Here is a 19,807-nt window from a genome sequence, read left to right as displayed (position 1 = left end):
CATTTTCAGTCGATCAAACGACTTGTAGATCGTGCTGTAGTCTGGGAGATCGTCTGGATCTAAGCCGAGTGCGTCACGAATCTCGGCCATATACTTCAGCCGATTCGGCGTTTCTCGGTAGCTGTGGCCGTCTTCGAGCCGAAGACAGTGTAGCACAACGTGTTTCCAGCGGGCGAACCCGCCGCTGGCGGGCTCGCCCGCGTGCTTTCCCAACGCTTGTTTGACTAGGCGACGACACTGCTCAACGAAGTCGAGGAGATCGACTTCCATGGACAGAATCGATTTCCTCGGCTTCGTCCTTCTACTCCGTGATAACAGCTGATTAGATCGCTATTCAACACAGCACTCGAATCGGCAATCAAGAACATCGAACAGATCTTGGCTACACATCGCCGGAAGGCCACAATCCCCTATACCGTGGTCAGTGACGACGAGAGTCGAACCGAACGTTTGCGACTCGGGCTAGATGACGAGATTTACGAGGAGTGGGAACACAAACGAGATGACCTATTGGATGCGGTACTCAGCGAAGATACGAACGATTCTTCCATCTGGACTCAACTCGGCGAAGTCGATGCGGTACTGCGAAACAGGCGAGACAGCGTCGAATACATCATTGATAAACAGTTCGCGACGAGGATAGCCAGCAACCTCGGTTCTAAAGTCGCACGCTTCGGAGCAGAGCTACTCCGTGACTTCATTATCGCCTACATTGCCGCGATAGCGGTCGATTCGTCTCAATCAGAGACAGTTTCGGAGGACACTGACGATCTCGCGACTTGCCACGTAAACGCAGCCAGTAATGCGACGGAATTTGCTGAGCATCACTTTGAACGTGCGCTCGAACTAAATCCAGAGAATTCGAGGGCACACAATAACTATGGATTGTATCTAAAAAACGAACTCAAACAGTATGAGGAGGCTAAGCATCATCACGAGCGAGCGATAGAACTCGACTCTGAAAACCCAGAGGCGCACAATAACTACGCCATTCTTCTGAAGACCGAGTTTGACCGAGACCGAATGGCCGCAAAACACTACAAACGAGCGATCAATATTGATCCCGAGTTTGCGCCTCCGCACTACAATTACGGTAATCTGCTTAAGCAGAGGTTTGGTCAATATCAAAAGGCCAAGCACCACTACGAGCGAGCAATAGAAATCGATCCGGAATATGCGGACGCACATCACTCGTACGCGAATCTTCTGCGTAATCGGTCCAGCCAGTACAAGAACGCCAAAAAGCACTACGAACGGGCATTAAAAATTGAACCTGAGAAAGCGATGGTCCACCGTGACTACGCCCTCCTTTTAAAAAACAAGCTCAACCGATACCAAAAGGCAAAGCAGCATCTAAAACAGGCAGTGGAGATTGCGCCCGAAAATGCGTTTATCCACAATTCATATGCCGACACTCTGTACAATACTTTCGAAGAGTATCGGAAAGCGAAGCGTCACTTCAAGAGGGCTGTGGAACTCGATCAAAAAAACCCTGAATATCACAAAAATTATGCGATCTGCCTCCGAAAGCTGAATTACTCGATTAAAGCAAGGAAGCATGAGAGAATTTCTCAGCGGTTATCATAACGGGTAGTGACTCTCTGCTGGCAACGAGGCGATATTTGAATCTTCTAAGTTATCGAGACCTAATTTGGCCATTCAGAGTCGAATTGGTATCGGCGAGAATTCCGATCGCCATCCCCCGCGGGGAGGTGGGGGGCTGGAGCACGCGCGAGCGCGTAATCTCCCAATTGAGCGGTTCGGCGAGATTCTTCGCGCTGGTTGAAATCGGAATCTCGAAACCGTGGAGACTCCGAGGCGGACTCCAATCAGACCCGATCGATGTGGTCGTAGACGCGTTCAGTTGTCTGGATGCTTGCGTGCCTGAGCCGGTTCCGCACGTCGTAGAATGTGTTCCCTTCCTCGACGTTGAGCATCCGATACGCGACGCTGTGCCGCAGCGTGTGCGGTGTCACGTCCGTCGGCTCGCCTCGCCCGGTGAGTGTCATCGGTCGTACGTCGGCGGCGACAGCGGCAGCTCGAACCACGTTTCGCACCGACTCGGTCGACATCCGTTCGGTCTGTCGTGAGGGCCACAACGCCGGCGACGGTTTCCATCGCCCGCCGAGGTACATCCGGAGCGTCCGAACTGTCTCGTCGGCGAGCCCGATCTCGGTGTAGCTCGGGGAGCGATCCGTCGGGTAGTCCTTCTGGAGCTCGGCTGGCAACGCAATCACGCCGTCATCGAGGTCGACGTGGTCGGCGACGTCAAGCGCGACCGCCTCGCTCACTCGCAGCCCCGTGTCGTACAGCGTCGCGATCAGCGCGTCGTTGCGCGCGGCCAAGTACGTCGCGCTCGCTTCCACGGTCGCGCTCCGCATCTGGTCGACTTGGTCCGGCTTCAGCCAGACAGTCGCTTTCTCCTCAGTTTGGGTTTTCATTATTCGGTGTGTTTCGTAGGATATCGTTTATAAACGGGACAGGGAGGAAGCGCGGTGAGTTTTGGATTCAATACAGAGAATCCCAAACTCGTCTTAGGCGTTACCAAGCAGGTACAAACTCCCCAATCCGTTCTCCCTGAGCCACGGCCGGGCCGGATTTTATAAGATACGAAGTTATATCTGCCCGACATGACTGATTGGCTTACTGCCACCTTCGCTGATTGGATGGTGTTCGCACTCCTTGGGGGATTAATGATGGGGGGTTTGATACTCGCGACGCGGGCAATGAGTGGATAGACACCGTCGGTCAATTCCTCAACACCTCGTTTCGGAGGTGGCCGGCTACATGGTACTGGAGCAGCGGAGGAACCGCGTTTCCGACCTGTGCGTACTGACTCGTCTTCGTCCCCGTGAGGACGAACCAATCGGGGAACGACTGGAGCCGGGCACACTCGCGGACTGTGAGCCGGCGGGCGCCCTCGAACTGCGATTCGTGGTGCCCGCGTTCGGTGATCCGGGCGCCGGTGATCGTCGTCGCCGGGGAGTCGCTCTCGTAGTCGTGCGCCTCGTACTCGGTCACCTCACGAGGATTGTGGTTCGGCGGCCGAATCGGCGGCACTGCCGCCGTCTCGTCGGCCGTGATCGTCGGTGATGGCCGCGTGAGCCGAGCGACCCGTCCGCTGAGTCCAGCACCCGGCCGGCGCCCCGCGAGAATATCACGGAATCGCTCTCGGGCCTGTTCGCCGTGGTCCTGTGCGACGTGGTTCGGAACTTTCAGCGGCGCCGTCCCGGCGCGGATCGCGTTCGCGGGCTCGTCAGATTCGACCATCGGACGGCGGCCCGCTTTCTGGTGTGGTTCGTTCACCTGGTCGGTGATTTGGAACCCCCCGTCCGGGCGCGTCACGTGCGTTCCGCCGGTCTTGAGCGTGTGGCTCGGTTCGTCTCGACCCCTCCAGCGCGCTGCGGAAGTGCCGTTGTTCTCTCTCTGCGGCCGGTGGTCACCGACCGGGCGCCCGAGGTCGCCGATCGCCGCTTCGACGGTGACCCACTCGGCAAGCTCTTCGCCGTCGAGCGTCGCCGTCGGTGTCTCGGCGTGAGTCGGCGCCGGGAACCAGCGGCTCGGTGCCGGGAGATCCTCACGAACGCCGATAGTGATCACTCGCCGTCGGGTCTGCGGGACACCGTAGTCGGCTGCGTTCAGGACACGCCATCTGACGACGTAACCCGCCTCGCGGAACGCCGCCTCAACACGGTCCATGAAGTGGGTCGTGATGTTCGTCATCCCGGTAACGTTCTCCATCGTCGCGACGCGAGGGCGAAGCACGGTGAGCCAGTCGGTGAATCGGAAGACGAGACTGTTACGCTCGTCGTCGATGTCGCGGTTATCGTTCGCCGTCGAGAACCCCTTACACGGAGGGCTCCCGTGGACGTACGTCGGATCGCGAGCGCGTTCAGGGAGAATTGACGGGTCGACATCGGTGAGATCGTGGCGGACCGTGTAGCCGGGGAGGTTCTCGGTGTGGGTATCCAGTGCGGTCTCGTCTTTGTCGACGCCGGCGACGACATCGAAGCCGGCGGCGTGAATTCCGCAGCTCGCGCCGCCCGCGCCACAGAACAAGTCGACCGCGGTGGGTCGATCGGCTCCGTCGGATGGATCACTCGCCATCGTAGACCTCCGGTTCGAGGCGGGTTCGTGCGTCGCAGAGCCGGTTCCAGCCGGCCACGGCGATCTCCGCTCCGCGGAAGAGCCCGTACATCAGCGCTGCCGCACCAATGTAGAACGTCGCCACGAACGGGTAGACAGCGAGCAGCGGCGCAAGCCGAACCCGGCCGTAGGCCGTCCGCTCTCGCCACTCTTCCCGGAGGTTCGCGACATCCAGCCGGACGCCCTCGACGATGGCGACGAACGCGTCCGCGAGTTCCTCACGCCCCGACATCGGTCACCTCCATAGCAGCTCACTCTCGGTTGACCGCGACATCGTTCTGAGGTACGCGAGACTCAGCGCGTAGCCGCCGAAGAACGCCACCAGCGCACCGGCGAGCGCGAGGTACCGATCCGTTCCGATCGCAGTGATGTAGCCAGCGGCGGCGCCGCCGAGCGCCGCGAGCATCGGTCCCGCGTGTAGCACCTGCTCGTCGGCGACTCTCACGTACCACCACCTCCTGCGACGCTCTCGTCGGTCTCCGCGGCCCCGAAGCGCTCCGCCGTCTCCTCGATACTCTCCGGGACGCCCGCGAGCGTCGCCTCCAACTCTGCGGCGGAGATCCCGGCCGGCGTTTTTTTCGTGGCAACTCTGCCGTCCATCGTGATCGCCTGACGCCCCTCGGGGGCCGTGAAGTCAGATTCAGTCATCGGTGGGCCCCACGGAGAAACCGCCCTCGCTTCCGGGCTCGTAGATTGTCGCTTTGCTCTCTCCCTCTTCGGCCATGAACAGGAGCTCGTCGCCCCCTTCGAGCCCCCACTCGTTCGCGAGCGCCTTCGGGATCGTTACACTGTAGCTCCCGTCGCCGTCCTGAACTCGCCGTCCTTCCGCTAGGAGGTGCGTGATACCGCCGTCCTTGTAGCCGCCATCAGTCTTACTCATTGTTGGATCCTCCACAGAGCGCTTTGCCAGCTGTACACCCGTTGTAGCGGCACTTCGAACAGAATCGCAGCCCGCCGTTTCCACCGTCACACGCGGGGCACTCACAGTCGCGGGACGAGTGCCGCTCTCGTCGCTCCTGCCGACCCCCGTTGTTCGACCCGTAAGCGGTCCCAACGGCCGCACGAGCCGAGTCCGCCCGGCTCATGCTTCCCTCCAGTAGTCGACCACGTGACTCGCGTGCTGCTCGTCGTGTTCCCACGCCGAGTCGTCACCGACCTCCAAGAACAGCGTCGTCGTCGCCTCGCACGTACAGCAGTACGCCGAGATGACCCGCCGCTCGTCGACGTCGACCTCGTAGGGCTCGGGCGAGTCGTCGCCCGACTGCTCGACATCCTCGATCGCTGGCGGCTCCGAGTCCTTCTTCCAGCCGTACGGCGCCGACACCGGCGGGGTCATCGCTCCACCTCAGCATTCGCCAGTTCGTCGAGCCGTTCGTTCACAGTTCCGGCGCCCATCGCCGCCTCCGGCGACGCTGACGGCGTCTCTGGTGCTGTCGGCTCTTCTTCCGGCGTGTTCAGCGCCTCTCCGTCCCGGCGCCCGACCACGAGCCAGACCTCTTCGTGGCCCCAGTCCTTCCAGAGCAGGTTCTCGTTGACGAGCGGCTTGATAACCCGCGATAGCACGCCCGCCTTCGGGATGTTCAGCTTGTTCGCCAACACCGACTTTGCCGTCCCGAGTTCGATTCGGCCACCGATATCGGTCCACTCGACGAGCTCCCAGTAGCCTTCCAGAGCCTTCGTCGGGACGTCGACCGCGTCGGGGTCTGTCTCGGCTTCGGTCTCGCTGGCGTCGGCGAGTCTGTCGAGCGCGTACCGAACCGCATCCGCCATCGAGCCGTGTTCTTGCTCAGCTTCTTGGAGCGCTTTGAGCCGCTTCTCGTCGCGGATCGGTGCCTTCGCGACGCGTTCCTCCTCACTCATCGAGCATCACCTCCTCAGCCTCAACGACGCGCTGGAACTCGTCGCGGTCGCCCCCGTTATCCGGGTGCGTCTCTGCCTTCCGGGCCCGCGCGGCCGACTCGACGACGTTCGCCGACGCATCCGGCGCGACACCGAGAACCTCGTGCGCCGGTTGGCTCGTGGCAGTTCCCGCGACTACGTCGCCGTCGCCGTTGTCTCCCGGTGGCAGCCGGGCCGCCGCGAACTCCGAGTCACCAGTCTGAACAGGACGCTGTCCGCGCATCCGCGTCTCGTGGACCCACTTCAGCACGGTCCGGACGTTGTCGCGGAGTCGCGGCGACGCGTCGCACGCGACCGCGAACTGCTCGCCGTCGTCGACCCACCGCAGCACGAACCCGGGATCGTCCGGGCTCGCGTTGTGGAGCGGCAGGCCGTTCGACTTCGTGTGAGCGTTCGCGATCTCGCCGCGCCACTCGTCGACGTCCATCCGGCTCATCTCGGTCGCGAGCTCCTTCGTCGTCGCGCCGAGTGCCGCCTCGAAACTCCGATTCCGCTCGCGCTCTGCGGCGGGCGTCCGCTCGAAGCCGGCCGGCCAGTCAAGGTTCACGCCGGGTCACCTCCAGTCTCCTCGTCGTCGTTCGGGAGCTGCGGCGCGACCGCGTACTCCACGCGGTCACCGACCTGTACCTCGATCGGTTTGTCCTGGCCGAACCGAATCTCCACGTCGTTCTCGACCTGAATCCGGTCGCAGATGTCCGGCCAGAACCACGAACTGAACCGCGCGCTGTCGAATGCCGTCTCAGTCACAACGTCTTCGATCGTCGTCTCCCACGGCGTGTCCCGACTCGACACCTCGATGTCGTTGAGGCCCGCTTCGAAGACGAACCCGAGGTCCGTCGCGCCACAGGCGCCGCCGACCGCACCGCAGAACTCCCAGCCTCGCATCCGGGCGGTCGTTCCGTGGTCGACGTCGATCCAGCGTTGCGACCGCGTCGCCGACACTGGTCGGATGTCTACCGTCTCCGCCAGCGGCGGCTCTTTCAGCGTCAGTTCCTCGTCGACCCGGTCGATCTCCACTTCGATGTTCTGACCACTCAGGAGGAACCCCGCCTGGAAGTCGTTGAGCGCGTCGACGCGGACGCCGACCTCGCAGTGCGCGCCGGCGGCTTCGATCTTCTCTCCGGGAACGACGCTCCGACCCATCGCGACGTGCGACTTGTCAAGCGCTCGCCCGACGATTCCGCTCGGGTGGAACTCGATGACCGCCCAGTCAGCGAGCGTTTCGAGGTCCTCCAGTAGCATCCAGATGTCTTCGGCGGGAACCTCGTAGGAGGAGTTCCAGCCGTCGTCGGCGAACGTCATCGCGTCGGAGGCGGCGGAGCGCCCGGCGTTGTCGACGAGGCTCATGCCGCCACCCCGCTACGCCTGCGGACACCCGCGAGGCCGCATAATGCGCGCCGCCGCGCGCGCCGCGCTAAGTTTGCGCGCACATCCACGCTCACGCTACGAGGACACCGATTTTCGGACACCCCCGTACGTCCGTACGGTTCGGTAGATTTGAGGTTTAAGCGCCCAGAGACACCGATAACTGCCGAACCGCCACCGTACGGGTGGATAGTCCGCCCGTACGGTTCGTACGGTCCAGTTGATCCACTCGAAACAGGGGTCATCGCTCGACACCCCCATCCGCCGCGACGGGTTGGCTCGCGTCGGCGTCGGCGCGATCGGCCTCGACGTCGTCGACCGAGAACCACCACGGCGGCGAGCGGTGCGTCTCGCCGGTATCGAGATCAGTGACGCCGAGTTGCTCGCGACTCCACTTCCACCAGAGCAGCGCGACGTGAGCACACCAGTCGCGGAAGTGGTGTCCGTCACAGTCGCACTCCGCGACGAGATCTCCCTCGTAGACCGCGAACAGTACGCGGTGCCGTGACGTCGCGGTCTTGCCGCTCTCGTGACCGAGAAGGACATCGAACTCGCCCGGGTTGACCGACCCGATGGTCGACGGCGCGGCCTGTGCTCGCCGCCAGCTCGTCGAGGTGGCCCAGCCGCTTGGGAACTGGAGGCGGTCGGGCTCGCCGAGACGGCTCGCGATCCGCTCGCGAAGTTCGTCGACGGGCGTCCCGGCGCTCATGGCGGCGAACACCTCTTGACGAAGTTGCCGACTCCACCCGCATGCCTGTCCTCGATGTGCTTCCGAATCGCGTCGTGAACCGCCTTCTCACCGCATCTGATCTTCGAGATCCACTCGTCTTCGTCGAACCGCGTGTTCACGGAGAAGTACGCGGTCTCGCCGTCGACCTGCTCGCGCTTGTAGCCGGACCACCCGGCGCTGTCTTGCCAGAGCCGCAGCTCTCCGTCCGCGTTGAACAGCTCCGAGATATTCAGTTCACGACGCTCTTCGAAGACGGCGCTCGCCGCGTTTTCGTCGGCGTCAAGATCAACGTCGACCTGCCGCTCGACGCTGCTCATGACGCCACCTCCGAGCAGACCCCGGATCGACCGAAAAATGTATCCGTGAAGCCTCTACTCTTTATTAACGGAGCGGGCCGGGCGCGATTCCAACAAAAGCGGTCGCTGGCCGTTTCACTGTGCCGTTTTCCGTACATGGGTTGCGTTGTCATAGTCGTGTTGATCATGCCGCGTCGAGTCGTTCAACGTACTCTGTTCGATTTTCCATCCGGTCGCGGTAGCGCCGCCACCGCTCCTTCTCCGACGCCCAGTCGTAGTGGTCCGCGATCGTCTTCACCGAGGCGTTGACACGCTCGGCGACGACCTCCGGCGGGATGCCGATGTTGAGCTGCCAGGTGATCGACCCCGTCCGGATCTGGTGCGGGCTCCGCGACGACGGGCACTTGCTCGCCTTGTGGTAGTCGACCCAGTCGCAGGCGTCCGGATCCTTCCCGTGAGGGCAGGTGCCGTAGAGGCACGGAATCGTCGCGCGGTAGCTCCACGCTCTGATCGTCGCCTCCCGGGCCCGACCCCTCGCGCTCGCGAGCAACGGCTGTCTGCCGCTGTCGTCGCGGCTGTCGTACCGATACTGCTCGACGTACTCCCGGAGCACTTCGGCGACTCGGTCCGGAATCCCCACGGGACGCTCCCCGCGGATCTTGTTCTTCAGCGGCGTGTCGGTCTCCGGGCGGTGCCGGAACTCTACCCAGCTCTGTTGGTCGTCGTCATCGAGCCGGAGGTAGAGGTCGCGGACGTCGAGCCCGCGGAGCGCGCCCTGGCGGGCGCCGGTGTACCACGCGAGTTCGAGGAACGCGTGCCGGCGCCGGGCGCGCTCGGCGTCCGAGTTCCGGTAGTACCGCAGGAGCGCGAGCGCCGGGTCCCGATCGAGGGCGATGTCGCTCGACCGCTCGTCGGGATCGAGATCGGGGATGCGGACTGACTCGTGGAGCCCAGTGTCGACGGCGTCGAGCTGTTCGAGGTACTCGACGAACATCCGGAGCGTCCACATCTCGCCTTCAAGCGTGACCGGCGCGATCTGGCTCGCCCGATGCTCGTAGTAGTCGTCGAAGTCGTAGCCGCGAAGCTCGCCGACCGACTCGATCTGGGCCTCTTCAGCCCACTCGCGGAAGAGCTTGAGGCGGTACTTCCACGCCTCGACGCTCGAATCCGTGGAGTCGGCACGGCGGCGCCGAAGGTACCGGTCGATCGCTTCGCTGACGGACAGCTTCGACGGCTCTCGGCTGTCCCGGCTCATGTCCCGGGCGCTTCTGTCTCGTCTTGGCGCTGCCCGCACGACGGGCAGGTGTAGCCGTTGACGAAGGCGTCGACGTGGCGATCGCAGCGGTCGCACCGCCAGAGGAGGTTCGTCACGCGACCACCTCGCCGGTGAGGAACAGCGCCGGCGCGATCCCCGCCTGTCGGCGGGCCTTGTCGACGAGCGCCGCGTCGGTCGCGAGCACGCTGGCGTCGACCGTGACGGTCTCGATCGCGGTGGCCGTCCGGAGCCTGACGGTCGCGCGTCGCGTCACGGGTGACCCTCCACGGCCTGCCGCAGGCTCACGTCGTCGAGGTCGCCCGTCAGCACGTCGCGGGCGTCGAAGCCCTCACGGTCGCGGGCGGGCTCAGCGCGGCGCTCGCGCGTCATGCGTCGCCCTCGCTGTCGCCGCCGAACGGTGCCGCGACACAGGCTACTTCGGTCCCTTCGACGCGGCCGATCAGGGCCTTCTCGCTTCCCTCGGCGTCCGAGTAGTCGAGGTTCTGGATCGAGACCTCGACCGGCTCGTCGACCTCGTCGAGCTGCTGGGCGAAGCGTTTCAGCACGTCCGGCTGGAACGACGCGCTCGGCACGTCCTCGTTGTAGCCGTCGATCGTCGCGAGCCCGGCGGTCCGGAGGAAGTCGGCCGTGAGCCGCGTGTCGAGTCTCATTCCGCACCTCCGTCGATCCACGCGTCGTACTCGGCGAGCGCGTCGCGGGCCGCGTCGGTGAGCGCGTAGTCGTTCGTCCGGCGGTTGCGCTTCGACTTCTCGATCAGTCCCTTCTCGACGAGCTGGTCGAGGCTGGGGTAGAGGCGGCCGTGGTTCACGTCGACGCCGTAGTACGCCTCCAGTCCGGCGCGGATCGCGGTTCCCTTGCGGTGATCCTCGCGATCGAGTGTTCGAAGAATGTCGCGCTGGAACGCGGTGAGGTCGGCGAGCCCGGCCGGCTCGGCGTCGTCGCCGTCGTCGGCGAGCACGCTACGCATCGCGCACCCCCGTAGCGTCGCGGCGCGCGGCGAGCGGCTTCGCCGCACAGTCGGCGCACAGGTGGCGTTTCACCTGCGCGCAGAACCCGTCGGCCGGGTCGCCGCAGATCTCGCAGCCGCCGTCGTTGTGTCCGCTCGGTTCCTCGGTCGTCGCGCAGGGCTTATGCCCCGCAGTTGCCTTCGTCAGCATGGTTCTGTGGTTCCAGCACAGAACCCGACCCGGTCGGGTGCTACTACACCGCGGCCGGGATCCTACATTTCATCGCGAGCCGAGGGTTCGTCACTCGGGCTCCGTAGTTGCTACAAAGAATCTTGGCAACTTATAGTTTGGGAACATTCTGAAAGCCATTATTTAGTACGCAACATTGTATTCCAATATAATAGATACTTCGCAGCTAATGGACCAATATGAGACACTCTGGAGACTGGATGACCCTCGTAGACGATCGGATACTGGAGTATCTGAGAGAAAACGAAACGGGGTCACCCACTGAGATGAAGGAGGAAGGCCCAATAAATTACAGTAGCCCATACATCGGTAGGAGGGCTAAGCGTCTTGCTGAAGAAGGTTTGGCTCGTCACTTTGGGAACGCTGTGTACACGATCACCGACGACGGTGAGGCGTACCTCGATGGCCGACTTGACACACAGGAATGGCGCTACGTCGAGGAAGACGCCGACGATGTAAGCGTTGACAGCGCGACCGACCGCGAGCCCGGGAACTCGCCCGCAAACGGAGGGCCGATGTAATGCGGCTTTCCGCACCGTGGATGGAACAGGTCGACGAACGGATCCTCGAACGCCTCGCTGAACACGATCGCGACGCGTGGGAGCTGGCGATCGACCTCGACGGCGCCGTCTCTGCCGGACGTGTGAGAGAGCGCCTCCACGTTCTCGCGAACGCCGAGTTCGTCGAGCCCTACGAGCGACAGATCACCGAGAATCGGTCGGAGAAGTATTGGTCGATCGCGACGTGGGGGACGCTCTACCTCGCCGGTGAAGTCGATCCGAACCTCGACATCCCGACGCCGAGCCCGCGTCCGAGTTACGCGACGCGGCCGGGGGAGTGGGCGGGGTTCTGATGACATCTAATAAAGTGAACATCTAGTTCAAGTGATCTACGGTCAAGACGATCAAATCAAAAAAGAATAACCCTGTTCCTAGTGGCGATGTTGTTTTTCGGGCCGCCATCTGAGGGCTGATTCTGTCTGACTAAGAAGTTGCGGACGTTCGTCTGTGGTTGCTGTAAGCGCATACATCCGTATTATACTCATACGATTCTGGTCATAATCATGGTCGTGTTCACAGTCGGTTTTCACGAGTGTATCCGGATCTTCCACTTCCTCCTCAGGCACCCATACTGGGACGATGTAATCCGTTTCATCAGGCGCATTGCGGATTAAGTCGCGCAACTGCTCTTGAACGCGGTTACGGTCACGCTTATCGAGCGATCGATAATCGATGGGTGCGTGCGAGCTTCCAATTTTTCTCATGATATTATATGCGAACCAACCTTCTCGTCCTTCAGTTACCTCTAAGTCGGCAATAATATTCCAGACATCTGTATCATCGATATCAACATAGTTCTCATTGAACTCTTTGTGTACTAGGCGCTCGCGCACATCTCTCAAGAGATTGTCGTAGCCTTCTGCATATGTCACGTGTTCGCCGACAGCATCAGCCAAGTATGACTCAATTGCCTGTCGGTAGGCCTCGACGTTGAACGATCCACTGTCTGTCGCAGAGATAACCTCCACTTTACCGCCACTTCGCAGTGACCTAGTTCGTGGCTTAGCAAGCGGAGTAAGAAACGCCATCTGGCGGAGATCTAAGAGGAATCCATATGAGAACATCCGTGACCGTGTATAGGAATCCGCAGTCGGATCGTCATCAGCAGCGTAGTACTTGGTATCTAGTACTGCGATGGGTTCTTCTCCCGCATACAAGAGGTGGTCTGGTTCGTGATCGATTCGGTTAGAGTCGTCAAATGGTTTGAGAGAGGGATTCTGTTCAACACTGAGTGGCACGTCCGCTTCATATTGAACACCGTTTGTGAGCGCATCAAGCTCTTCTTGGAGTACAATTTGTGTGTACTCCTCGAACAGTTGATCCATGTCAATTATACAATTAACTTGGAGTTCGCGTTCACCAGCATCAACAGACTCACCAGTTGATGACGAAAGGATCATCTTCGAAGTTTCGACGATGTCACGGTAGTACTCGCGGCGTTGTGCTGGAACATCAGCTAGAGACGTAGTAGCATAGTCAGCGACAGTCTGGCGGGTAGACGTGATACCAAGTGATTCCAAGTGAGCCACCTCATCAGCTACGCGGGAGAACACGCGATAGTACTCATCTCGTTTGTAGCGATCAGCGTACTGCTCAAACAGGCGGAGCAATTCCCTTCCAGCGCGGTGAATGAGCTTGTGAACTCCTGTATCGTGGGTTACGTCGTTAATGATATAGTGCTGCTCTGGGCGACCCATTCGATGATTCTTTATCGAGCGCCCGATGTCGATACGGCCACGGCTACTGATTGCGTCTTCACGGTGCCGTTCGGTGGCCCGGTAGAGACCATACCGGTGTAGTGGATCCAGACTCTGGAGATAATGAACTGCAATTACGACGAATAGGTCCTCAATGCCGATGTCATCAGCGAGAAAATCGCTGATCGGCACACCGTGGTGTTCAACCGAGCGGTGGCCGGTCTCGTGTACCGTCAGGAACATTGTGAGAATATCGTCCCAACCAATCTTCGGTTGAATTTGGAGTTTAGATCGAGGAGTGAGATCAACAATTCCTACGACGTCTTCGACAGAAATCCGCAGGTCATTCCCATCTAGAACCGCTTCGGCGACTAGGCGTGAACTATCACCATCAATTGGTTGCTGCTCCATCACCCATTTGTTCGTCTCGGTCTGTCTGAAGTCGGCCTGCCGCAGGTCTTCGCCGATAGTATCTGGGCAATTCTCGATCGTTGTCTCCTGTCGTTCCGTGATCGAGACCTGTTGCGGCAGGGCTTTGCTCATAATCCAGACCCTCCAGACTACTCCCGCGCACCCATCTTCTGCTGTTCTGTCGTGAGGCGGCTCTGCGCCAGCTCCAACGCCGGCGAGAGATCCGCAATTTCAAACTGATTATCTAGTCTCTCATAGTGTTCGATTAGCTGCTTAACCTGCGGATATGAGGCTGTATTCAGTAATCGAGGTGTGAGATATGTCCTGAATGCCCGACCGATGGCTTCCTCAACGTCCTCATAAATACCATCACCAGAGCCGCCATCATTGATGTTTTCTCCAATAAATTCGATCACATCCCGGTAGTGCATCGGCCCAAACTCCATGATGGGTCCTCCATCAGCGCTACCATTATTGAGCCACCGGTGGTCTGTCTTGAATAGCTCAATTGGCTTTGATGATTTAACGTCTGGTGCGTACTCAGCCATCCAAGTCTCGAAGAGGCTGTCAATCTTATCTGTTGGGTAGTCCGCTACCTTAACCATCGCAAATCGGCGAGTGATTGCATCGTCGAGTTCGTGGACCGTCCTGTCAGACATATTCATAGTACAGATGATAGTAACATTCTCATCAAGTGTAATAAGTCGTCCCTCATCTGTTTCGAATACCGTTTGGTGGGGGTTCTCAATCGCGGTATAGAGTTTACCAAAAATCCGACTGATATCCGCACGAGTGATCTCATCAATTATGACCACGTACTCACCACCAAAATCACGTGCGCGGACAACGGCCTCAGAGACGCACCCAAGTTCTTTCCGATAGCTCACCTCTCCCCCTTCATAATCAGGCTCGACACCGCCGATGATATCTTTTTCAGTCCATGAGGGAGTAGCTGTATTCAGCGAATAGCCAATGCCCACATTGCGAGCCAGTTGCTTAGCAAACGTGGTTTTTCCTGTCCCAGTTGGTCCATAGAGCACAAGAGGCTTCCCGGCATTAATCGCAGCAGCGGCATCCTGCTGTACATCATTCGGGACAAGGACTTCCTTCGGTGTTTCGTCACCACGCGTACTGACGACCTGTTTTAGGTCATCAGAACAGACATCGGATTCCAGAATCGCCCGCTTAATATCTCCAAGATGCTGATCCTGTTCATGTTGCTTGTCGATCTTGACCTCCTCAACAAGATATCGCATCGCCTCTTCGTCTTCTACACCTCGGACGATCCGGGCAGCAGTGGAGGGATCAGTCTCGTATTCTCGTCGCAGCGAATCTTCTTTTAAATCGGTCTTGGAATAGGTTGTCTCAGTATAGCTCATGTTTTGATACCGTTTCTCAGTGGTTCAGCCCGCTGGCAGTCACCGACCGAGAGGCACTGAAATACTGTCAATAAGATATGTATAAATCTGAGTGTACTTAACTTTCCGCAAGTGAGTAATCCTTCTCCGTATCCTGAACCGAAGTAAAACTGAAACGGTCCTGAGAACACATTGAAACACCGTCATGATTGAACCAGTTATTGCGTCTGGACTACTCACAGCATCGTCGGTAATGGTAGTCGGCCTATCGTTCGTATTTGACCGAATAGAGGTTCCACGAGAACGGCGAGCGAAGATTATGCTCTCGGGGGTGATGTTTGTCGGCTACAGTTCGGCGCTCTGGTGCCTCTACGTCGTTGCTCTACCAACCGGCGCATTTAGCGATCTTGTGTCGGCTGAAACGCTATTTAGGGTCTCTATAGGCTCTATGACGCTGTTCATCATGCTCATGGGCACCGCACTATTCCCGGATGAAATTGTGGCCTTCTTAGAGTAAGTGATTGAACACCTAGGTAACTGAGCAATCGTAAGAGGGGTCTCACAGAGCCTACTTCTCAACTGTCTCTTCGACGATCTCGATCTCCTCGTCGGTCAGCCCGTACAGCTCATACACGATCTCGTCGATCAACGCGTCCGTCTGCTTGATCTTCGCGTCGAGCTCCTCGGCGCGCTCCTTCGTCTCCAGGTAGTTCTCCAAGTCGTCGGCCACGTCGTCGACGTCGGGCACCTCGATCGCTTTCAGCCGGTCGATCAGCGAGTTCGTCTTCGTCGCCGTCTCGCGGAAGTTCGCGAAGCCGCCCGCCTCGTCGACGGCGACCGGCACGAAGTGCTCGATCAGGTCCGCCTCGCGCTCGGTGAGATCCGTGATCCGGAACGCCGGCAGGTACTCTGTCTCCGTGTAGCCCCACTGGTCTGTTTCGTGAGCGTCCTCGTCGTCGGGCTTGTAGCGAGCGGTGGCCTCTATGAGGACCGTATTGAGGGACTCGCGTTCGACGCGAGCGGTGCCGACCCGGAGGTTGGACAGGTCAGTCGATGTTCGGTGTAGCAGAACTTCGGATGACTCTCGTTGAGGTTGTATCAGCCCAACTGTATTGAGATCAATATTGAACTGAGAACGTCCTAAGTGATCGAGCAAATTGGTATTTAACATCTGACTTTGATTTTTCAGATCAATTATCCTCCTTGCTAAATACGACAACATATCGTGGAACAGGGCGCCTAGAACCTGCTTATCGTACTGTTCAATTACATCCCCTATATCGATATCTTCATCATTTACCTGATGACTATGTTTGAGTTCATCAAGCGTTTCTTCATACGTATTCGTGTCTACATTCGGGTCAACATCTGGAACTGGGATTGACTCAAAATTCTGTGTAGCAATATTATTATCCACAAAACAGATTCGGAAGTATTCATTAACGATTCGTGAGGAAACTATTGATTTGAGGTAAAAGATAGAGATATCAGTGTCTGGTTGTGTAATTATACTAATTGTTGAATTCAAACCTACGTGCTGATCTCGATCAACTGTAGCAACGATCCGTCTGTCTAGCTGTACATTCCGTATTGCCTGGGCCATGATTTTCACATCCGCATTCCAAAATCTGGGGTCTCGTGGCCGCGCGCCCTTTGACATGTCATATTCCGACTTATCATATAGGACATACTCACCAGACCAATTGTGTGTATATCGGTCTATATCGTTACCACGTATCAGCTTCCGATGGCGGTCATCTTCTTTTACACTAGAGATGAACTTATCATTATTTCCGGTTATAACGCCCTGAACTGAGTCAACATATTCTTTCAATCTGGTTGTATTTTTGTTCTCTGTAAGTTTTGGAAGCCACTTACCACTCCGAACTACAAATGGGCGACCGGGTAGATCTTCTACAACCGAGGCAGGATACTCAGATAATTTGGATGGGACATCAGATAATTCGTTAGTAGATATTAATGCGCTTTCTAAGGTAGTCTCAACATCTAACGGAGCCTGCTCTGCTGTCAATATCATAGCTTCAATTGCTACGTCGGGAAAGACTCTGTCGGTGAAATCTACAATCCTAACATTGTCAGAAGCCTCCAAAATTTTCTTCCTAAGGTGTTCAAACGAATTATTTGTGATTAGATTATGGGGAGTGATGTACCCGAATTCTGAGTGTGGCGCACCCAACTTGAGACCTAATTCAACAAATAATCCGTAGAGGTCATACCGCCTATGCCATGTGTCAAAGGCAGATTTATAGTATTCTTTGTATTTTTTGTCGATCTCTGTGATGAACACATAAGGCGGGTTCCCCACAACCGTATCGAACCCCGCCTCGCCCATCTTCTCGCCTTCCGAATCGAAGAACACCTCCGGGAACTCCAGTTCCCAGTGGAAGAAGTCCTGCTCGTCGGCCGTCGCCTGTGCCGCCGTAAACCAGTCCTCCCCACGAATCTCCGCCCAATCGGCTTCGTCTTCGATCGCGCCCGCCATCTGCTCGTAAGCGTCCTCGGGCACGTCACAGCCGAACTCCTCGGCGGTGTGGACGTTCGCCAACTCAAAGAGGCGCGTGTACAGCGGGTCGTCTCGGATCTCGTGGTACAGATCCTCCATCGACTTGATCTCGTCGAGCGTCTCGTTGTCGTACGCGAGCAGGTCCGCCATCAGGTCCATCACGTGTTCGAGCGTGTCCTGCCGAACGCGAGCGAACGCCTGTGTGAGCGTGATCTGCCCGTCGTCGTCGCCCGGCCCGTCGTCGCTCAGGACCTCCGTGATGTCGCTCCCGACGAGCGAGTTGCCCGCCTTGACGTGGTGATCGAGGAACGCGAGCGGCTGGTCCGCGGCGAGCGTCTCCAACCACATCGAGAGCTTCGACAGCTCGACCGCCATCTCGTTGATGTCGACCCCGTAGATGACCTCCTTCGAGATCTGCCGGCGGATGTGCTGCTCGTCTAAGAACCCCGCCTGCTCGTCGAGCGCCCGCACTTCGTCCATCACCTGCTTCGAGAGGTAGCCCGTCGCCTTCGTCAGGAAGTGTCCGGACCCCATCGCCGGATCGAGGATGCTCAGTTCCTGGACCCGATTGAAGAACTCCGCGGCGTACTCCACCGTCTCGGGTTCGTACCCCTCCGCGCGGAGGTCCTCGTGAATCTCGTCGACCAGCGGGTCCACCGTCTCCTCAACGATGTAGGTGACCACGTAGTCCGGCGTGTAGTACGCGCCCGTCGCCTTCCGCTCGCCCTCGTCGTTGACGACGTACAGCCCGCCCTCGTCGACGACCTCGACCGCGTCCGCGACCGAGACCTCGTCTCCCGACTTCCAGACCTGTCCGCCGTCCTCAGCGACCGCCGCGACGCCCTCCGGCCCCGCGATCCGGAACTCGTGTTCTAACAGCCCCTCGTAGATCGACCCGAGGTGCCGCGTGTCGAGGTCAGCGTAGTCCGCCGGGACGTGCTCGCCCTCCTCGTTCTCCGTGGTCGACAGCCAGTAGACCACCTCCGCGATGTACGGGTCCTTCACGTCGTTCTCGGTCAGGAACGCGTGGTCCTCGCGGCTGAACAGGCCGCCGTTGTACGGCGGAATCCCGAGGTCCTCTTCGCCCTCGTCGATCAGCTCGAACAGCTCCGAGAGCCGCCCCCAGATCGACGAGGAGTACTGACTGAACTCCTGCTCGAACGCCGCGCCGGACTCGACGTCAAGCCCGTCGACCTCGTCGAGTATCTCCTCGCGTTTCGCTTCGAGGCTGAAGTACTCCTGATATTCCTCGCTGGCGGCCGGGTCGTCGGGGTCGATCAGCCCCCGCGACTCGGCGTAGAGGACGAACATCAACCGGTAGAGCAGCACCAGCGACTGCTCTTTCAGTTCGTCGGCGCTGAGTCCGTCCTCGTCGTTGGGATCGATTTCCAGATCGTTCGACTCGACGAACCCCTTTCCGAGGACCCGCAGCGCTCGGAACACGTTGTCTTGGAGGTCCTCTCCAAGTTCCTGTGCGGCCGTCTCCGATTCGGACCACACGTCGTCGAGGAAGGAACTCCCGGCCGTCTCGACGAACGCTCCGGGCCGGAAGAAGACGTAGAAGTACTTGAACGCCTCTAGGTTCCCGCTCTCCAGAATCTCCGGCAGGTCGACCTCGTAGTACGTCTGTGTCTCGTAGTCCTTCGTGCCGTAGAGCCGCCACTTCTTCCCGTCGGTGAGGATCCCCCAGTTCAGATCGCCGGGAGTCCGTTCGAGGTAGAACTTGATCTGGTGAGACGCGTCGCGATAGGACCGCTGTTCGGAGAAGAACTTCTCAAAGTCGGCGTCCCACTGCTTGGCTTCGAGGATCGACAGCGCCCGGGAGAAGTGCCCTTCCGTGCCGCTGTCAAGCGCCTGCCGGGCACTCTCGCGGCGTACGTCCTTGTTCTCGAAGAGTAGCCGGTCGACGTAGCCCCCGCCGTCCGGGAGCGTCACCTCGGAACTCGTGCCGTACCCGAGGATGTCGAGAACCTCGGCGATCCACGTGTCGATCAGTTCGTCCTCCTTGTAGGAGGGCAAGAGCGCTCCCTCCCGGTTCCAGAGGTCACGAATCTGCTCGAACGCTTCCTCGGCTTCGGCGTCACAGTCCCACGCGTCGAGGTCGGCAACGCGCTCGTCGAGATAGTAGCCAGAGAAGAGGCTGGAGTTCCGGTAGGGACCGCTTCCGAGCGTCGCTTGGCTCATTGAATATCAAACCCACACGTCAGCGCGATTAAATAGATGACGGAGAAACTCACAGATTCCGAACGGTTGCGAGCCGACGCCCTAGGCAGCGACTCGCACCGGCTTTTGTTTCGCGTCGCCATCGTCGCCGAACGCGTCACTGAACACCAGCACAGTGTCCCGATT

At 59.1% G+C, this 19,807-nt stretch carries 24 protein-coding genes and 1 pseudogene; 4 read left to right on the top strand and 21 right to left on the bottom strand.

Annotation, left to right across the window (positions count from 1 at the left end; all coding sequences use genetic code 11):
• A pseudogene (locus tag BM286_RS10970) lies at window positions 1-270 on the bottom strand (IS5/IS1182 family transposase); the annotation flags it as partial.
• A 147-nt stretch (window positions 271-417) separates the two neighbouring features.
• Here BM286_RS10970 and BM286_RS10965 point away from each other — a divergent pair.
• Window positions 418-1,587 (top strand): tetratricopeptide repeat protein, encoded by a 1,170-nt coding sequence (locus BM286_RS10965; RefSeq protein ID WP_143103870.1) that lies wholly within the window; start codon window positions 418-420, stop codon window positions 1,585-1,587.
• Window positions 1,588-1,829: 242 nt separating this feature from the next.
• Here BM286_RS10965 and BM286_RS10960 read toward each other — a convergent pair whose 3' ends face one another.
• From BM286_RS10960 to BM286_RS10885, 17 genes are all read right to left on the bottom strand, one after another.
• Window positions 1,830-2,441, bottom strand: a complete 612-nt coding sequence (locus tag BM286_RS10960) for a tyrosine-type recombinase/integrase (protein WP_092922024.1) — start codon at window positions 2,439-2,441, stop codon at window positions 1,830-1,832.
• Between the two features lie 307 nt (window positions 2,442-2,748).
• Entirely contained in the window at window positions 2,749-4,107 is a 1,359-nt protein-coding gene (locus BM286_RS10955; protein WP_092922021.1) for a DNA cytosine methyltransferase, read from the bottom strand.
• Window positions 4,097-4,378 (bottom strand): hypothetical protein, encoded by a 282-nt coding sequence (locus tag BM286_RS10950; protein ID WP_092922018.1) that lies wholly within the window; start codon window positions 4,376-4,378, stop codon window positions 4,097-4,099. The genes BM286_RS10955 and BM286_RS10950 overlap by 11 nt, the downstream gene beginning before the upstream one ends.
• Before the next feature lie 3 nt (window positions 4,379-4,381).
• Entirely contained in the window at window positions 4,382-4,591 is a 210-nt protein-coding gene (locus tag BM286_RS10945; protein WP_092922015.1) for a hypothetical protein, read from the bottom strand.
• Window positions 4,588-4,794 carry a hypothetical protein gene (locus BM286_RS10940; protein WP_092922012.1) on the bottom strand — a complete coding sequence of 69 codons (207 nt, stop codon included), beginning with the start codon at window positions 4,792-4,794 and terminating at the stop codon, window positions 4,588-4,590. The genes BM286_RS10945 and BM286_RS10940 overlap by 4 nt, the downstream gene beginning before the upstream one ends.
• Entirely contained in the window at window positions 4,787-5,026 is a 240-nt protein-coding gene (locus tag BM286_RS10935; RefSeq protein ID WP_092923231.1) for an AbrB/MazE/SpoVT family DNA-binding domain-containing protein, read from the bottom strand. Before BM286_RS10935 ends, BM286_RS10940 begins: the two co-directional genes overlap by 8 nt.
• A 201-nt stretch (window positions 5,027-5,227) precedes the next feature.
• Window positions 5,228-5,482 carry a hypothetical protein gene (locus BM286_RS10930; protein ID WP_092922009.1) on the bottom strand — a complete coding sequence of 85 codons (255 nt, stop codon included), beginning with the start codon at window positions 5,480-5,482 and terminating at the stop codon, window positions 5,228-5,230.
• Window positions 5,479-6,006, bottom strand: coding sequence for a hypothetical protein (locus BM286_RS10925; RefSeq protein WP_092922006.1), 528 nt, complete (start codon window positions 6,004-6,006; stop codon window positions 5,479-5,481). The genes BM286_RS10930 and BM286_RS10925 overlap by 4 nt, the downstream gene beginning before the upstream one ends.
• Window positions 5,999-6,592: a J domain-containing protein gene (locus tag BM286_RS10920; RefSeq protein ID WP_092922003.1), complete on the bottom strand. Its 594-nt coding sequence runs from the start codon at window positions 6,590-6,592 to the stop codon at window positions 5,999-6,001. The genes BM286_RS10925 and BM286_RS10920 overlap by 8 nt, the downstream gene beginning before the upstream one ends.
• Window positions 6,589-7,392 carry a beta clamp domain-containing protein gene (locus BM286_RS10915; protein WP_092922000.1) on the bottom strand — a complete coding sequence of 268 codons (804 nt, stop codon included), beginning with the start codon at window positions 7,390-7,392 and terminating at the stop codon, window positions 6,589-6,591. Before BM286_RS10915 ends, BM286_RS10920 begins: the two co-directional genes overlap by 4 nt.
• A 259-nt stretch (window positions 7,393-7,651) precedes the next feature.
• A complete protein-coding gene (locus BM286_RS10910; protein WP_245779347.1) occupies window positions 7,652-8,119 on the bottom strand; it encodes a hypothetical protein in 468 nt (155 codons plus the stop codon).
• Entirely contained in the window at window positions 8,116-8,457 is a 342-nt protein-coding gene (locus tag BM286_RS10905) for a hypothetical protein (RefSeq protein ID WP_092921993.1), read from the bottom strand. The genes BM286_RS10910 and BM286_RS10905 overlap by 4 nt, the downstream gene beginning before the upstream one ends.
• A 163-nt stretch (window positions 8,458-8,620) precedes the next feature.
• Window positions 8,621-9,691 carry a tyrosine-type recombinase/integrase gene (locus tag BM286_RS10900; protein ID WP_092921990.1) on the bottom strand — a complete coding sequence of 357 codons (1,071 nt, stop codon included), beginning with the start codon at window positions 9,689-9,691 and terminating at the stop codon, window positions 8,621-8,623.
• Between the two features lie 112 nt (window positions 9,692-9,803).
• On the bottom strand, window positions 9,804-9,965 hold the full coding sequence (locus tag BM286_RS15645; protein WP_167603391.1) for a hypothetical protein: 162 nt from the start codon (window positions 9,963-9,965) through the stop codon (window positions 9,804-9,806).
• A gap of 112 nt (window positions 9,966-10,077) precedes the next feature.
• Window positions 10,078-10,362 (bottom strand): hypothetical protein, encoded by a 285-nt coding sequence (locus BM286_RS10895; RefSeq protein WP_092921987.1) that lies wholly within the window; start codon window positions 10,360-10,362, stop codon window positions 10,078-10,080.
• A complete protein-coding gene (locus BM286_RS10890; RefSeq protein ID WP_092921984.1) occupies window positions 10,359-10,679 on the bottom strand; it encodes a PadR family transcriptional regulator in 321 nt (106 codons plus the stop codon). Before BM286_RS10890 ends, BM286_RS10895 begins: the two co-directional genes overlap by 4 nt.
• A complete protein-coding gene (locus BM286_RS10885) occupies window positions 10,672-10,869 on the bottom strand; it encodes a hypothetical protein (RefSeq protein ID WP_092921981.1) in 198 nt (65 codons plus the stop codon). Before BM286_RS10885 ends, BM286_RS10890 begins: the two co-directional genes overlap by 8 nt.
• A gap of 218 nt (window positions 10,870-11,087) precedes the next feature.
• On the opposite strand from BM286_RS10885, the gene BM286_RS10880 reads away from it, so the two are divergent.
• Both BM286_RS10880 and BM286_RS10875 read left to right on the top strand, forming a co-directional pair.
• Complete coding sequence (locus BM286_RS10880) at window positions 11,088-11,429, top strand: phage repressor protein (RefSeq protein ID WP_092921978.1); 342 nt, start codon at window positions 11,088-11,090, stop codon at window positions 11,427-11,429.
• Window positions 11,429-11,761: a repressor phrH2 gene (locus BM286_RS10875; RefSeq protein WP_245779346.1), complete on the top strand. Its 333-nt coding sequence runs from the start codon at window positions 11,429-11,431 to the stop codon at window positions 11,759-11,761. Before BM286_RS10880 ends, BM286_RS10875 begins: the two co-directional genes overlap by 1 nt.
• 78 nt (window positions 11,762-11,839) lie before the next feature.
• Here BM286_RS10875 and BM286_RS10870 read toward each other — a convergent pair whose 3' ends face one another.
• Both BM286_RS10870 and BM286_RS10865 read right to left on the bottom strand, forming a co-directional pair.
• Window positions 11,840-13,708 carry a 5-methylcytosine restriction system specificity protein McrC gene (locus BM286_RS10870; protein ID WP_092921972.1) on the bottom strand — a complete coding sequence of 623 codons (1,869 nt, stop codon included), beginning with the start codon at window positions 13,706-13,708 and terminating at the stop codon, window positions 11,840-11,842.
• A gap of 17 nt (window positions 13,709-13,725) precedes the next feature.
• Complete coding sequence (locus BM286_RS10865; RefSeq protein ID WP_092921969.1) at window positions 13,726-14,955, bottom strand: AAA family ATPase; 1,230 nt, start codon at window positions 14,953-14,955, stop codon at window positions 13,726-13,728.
• A 232-nt stretch (window positions 14,956-15,187) separates the two neighbouring features.
• On the opposite strand from BM286_RS10865, the gene BM286_RS10860 reads away from it, so the two are divergent.
• On the top strand, window positions 15,188-15,451 hold the full coding sequence (locus BM286_RS10860; protein WP_143103869.1) for a hypothetical protein: 264 nt from the start codon (window positions 15,188-15,190) through the stop codon (window positions 15,449-15,451).
• A 51-nt stretch (window positions 15,452-15,502) separates the two neighbouring features.
• Here the strand turns inward: BM286_RS10860 and BM286_RS10855 are convergent, their stop codons facing one another.
• Window positions 15,503-19,642, bottom strand: a complete 4,140-nt coding sequence (locus tag BM286_RS10855; protein WP_092921963.1) for an Eco57I restriction-modification methylase domain-containing protein — start codon at window positions 19,640-19,642, stop codon at window positions 15,503-15,505.
• Window positions 19,643-19,807: the final 165 nt, after the last annotated feature.

Source organism: Halorubrum sodomense, from assembly GCF_900111935.1.
In the GTDB taxonomy this organism is placed as follows: Archaea; Halobacteriota; Halobacteria; order Halobacteriales; family Haloferacaceae; genus Halorubrum; species Halorubrum sodomense.
Note: the sequence above shows the minus strand (reverse complement) of the source record. Positions and strands in the feature narration are given on the sequence as shown.

Bases quoted from the DNA above. Each gene is read 5' to 3' on its own strand.
- BM286_RS10895 (WP_092921987.1), bottom strand. From the start codon at position 10,362: ATGAGACTCGACACGCGGCTCACGGCCGACTTCCTCCGGACCGCCGGG.
- BM286_RS10885 (WP_092921981.1), bottom strand. From the start codon at position 10,869: ATGCTGACGAAGGCAACTGCGGGGCATAAGCCCTGCGCGACGACCGAG.
- BM286_RS10855 (WP_092921963.1), bottom strand. From the start codon at position 19,642: ATGAGCCAAGCGACGCTCGGAAGCGGTCCCTACCGGAACTCCAGCCTC.
- BM286_RS10940 (WP_092922012.1), bottom strand. From the start codon at position 4,794: ATGACTGAATCTGACTTCACGGCCCCCGAGGGGCGTCAGGCGATCACG.
- BM286_RS10900 (WP_092921990.1), bottom strand. From the start codon at position 9,691: ATGAGCCGGGACAGCCGAGAGCCGTCGAAGCTGTCCGTCAGCGAAGCG.
- BM286_RS10955 (WP_092922021.1), bottom strand. From the start codon at position 4,107: ATGGCGAGTGATCCATCCGACGGAGCCGATCGACCCACCGCGGTCGAC.
- BM286_RS10860 (WP_143103869.1), top strand. From the start codon at position 15,188: ATGGTAGTCGGCCTATCGTTCGTATTTGACCGAATAGAGGTTCCACGA.
- BM286_RS10925 (WP_092922006.1), bottom strand. From the start codon at position 6,006: ATGAGTGAGGAGGAACGCGTCGCGAAGGCACCGATCCGCGACGAGAAG.
- BM286_RS10890 (WP_092921984.1), bottom strand. From the start codon at position 10,679: ATGCGTAGCGTGCTCGCCGACGACGGCGACGACGCCGAGCCGGCCGGG.
- BM286_RS10865 (WP_092921969.1), bottom strand. From the start codon at position 14,955: ATGAGCTATACTGAGACAACCTATTCCAAGACCGATTTAAAAGAAGAT.
- BM286_RS10930 (WP_092922009.1), bottom strand. From the start codon at position 5,482: ATGACCCCGCCGGTGTCGGCGCCGTACGGCTGGAAGAAGGACTCGGAG.
- BM286_RS10935 (WP_092923231.1), bottom strand. From the start codon at position 5,026: ATGAGTAAGACTGATGGCGGCTACAAGGACGGCGGTATCACGCACCTC.
- BM286_RS10915 (WP_092922000.1), bottom strand. From the start codon at position 7,392: ATGAGCCTCGTCGACAACGCCGGGCGCTCCGCCGCCTCCGACGCGATG.
- BM286_RS10875 (WP_245779346.1), top strand. From the start codon at position 11,429: ATGCGGCTTTCCGCACCGTGGATGGAACAGGTCGACGAACGGATCCTC.
- BM286_RS10880 (WP_092921978.1), top strand. From the start codon at position 11,088: ATGAGACACTCTGGAGACTGGATGACCCTCGTAGACGATCGGATACTG.
- BM286_RS10910 (WP_245779347.1), bottom strand. From the start codon at position 8,119: ATGAGCGCCGGGACGCCCGTCGACGAACTTCGCGAGCGGATCGCGAGC.
- BM286_RS10950 (WP_092922018.1), bottom strand. From the start codon at position 4,378: ATGTCGGGGCGTGAGGAACTCGCGGACGCGTTCGTCGCCATCGTCGAG.
- BM286_RS10905 (WP_092921993.1), bottom strand. From the start codon at position 8,457: ATGAGCAGCGTCGAGCGGCAGGTCGACGTTGATCTTGACGCCGACGAA.
- BM286_RS10870 (WP_092921972.1), bottom strand. From the start codon at position 13,708: ATGAGCAAAGCCCTGCCGCAACAGGTCTCGATCACGGAACGACAGGAG.
- BM286_RS10960 (WP_092922024.1), bottom strand. From the start codon at position 2,441: ATGAAAACCCAAACTGAGGAGAAAGCGACTGTCTGGCTGAAGCCGGAC.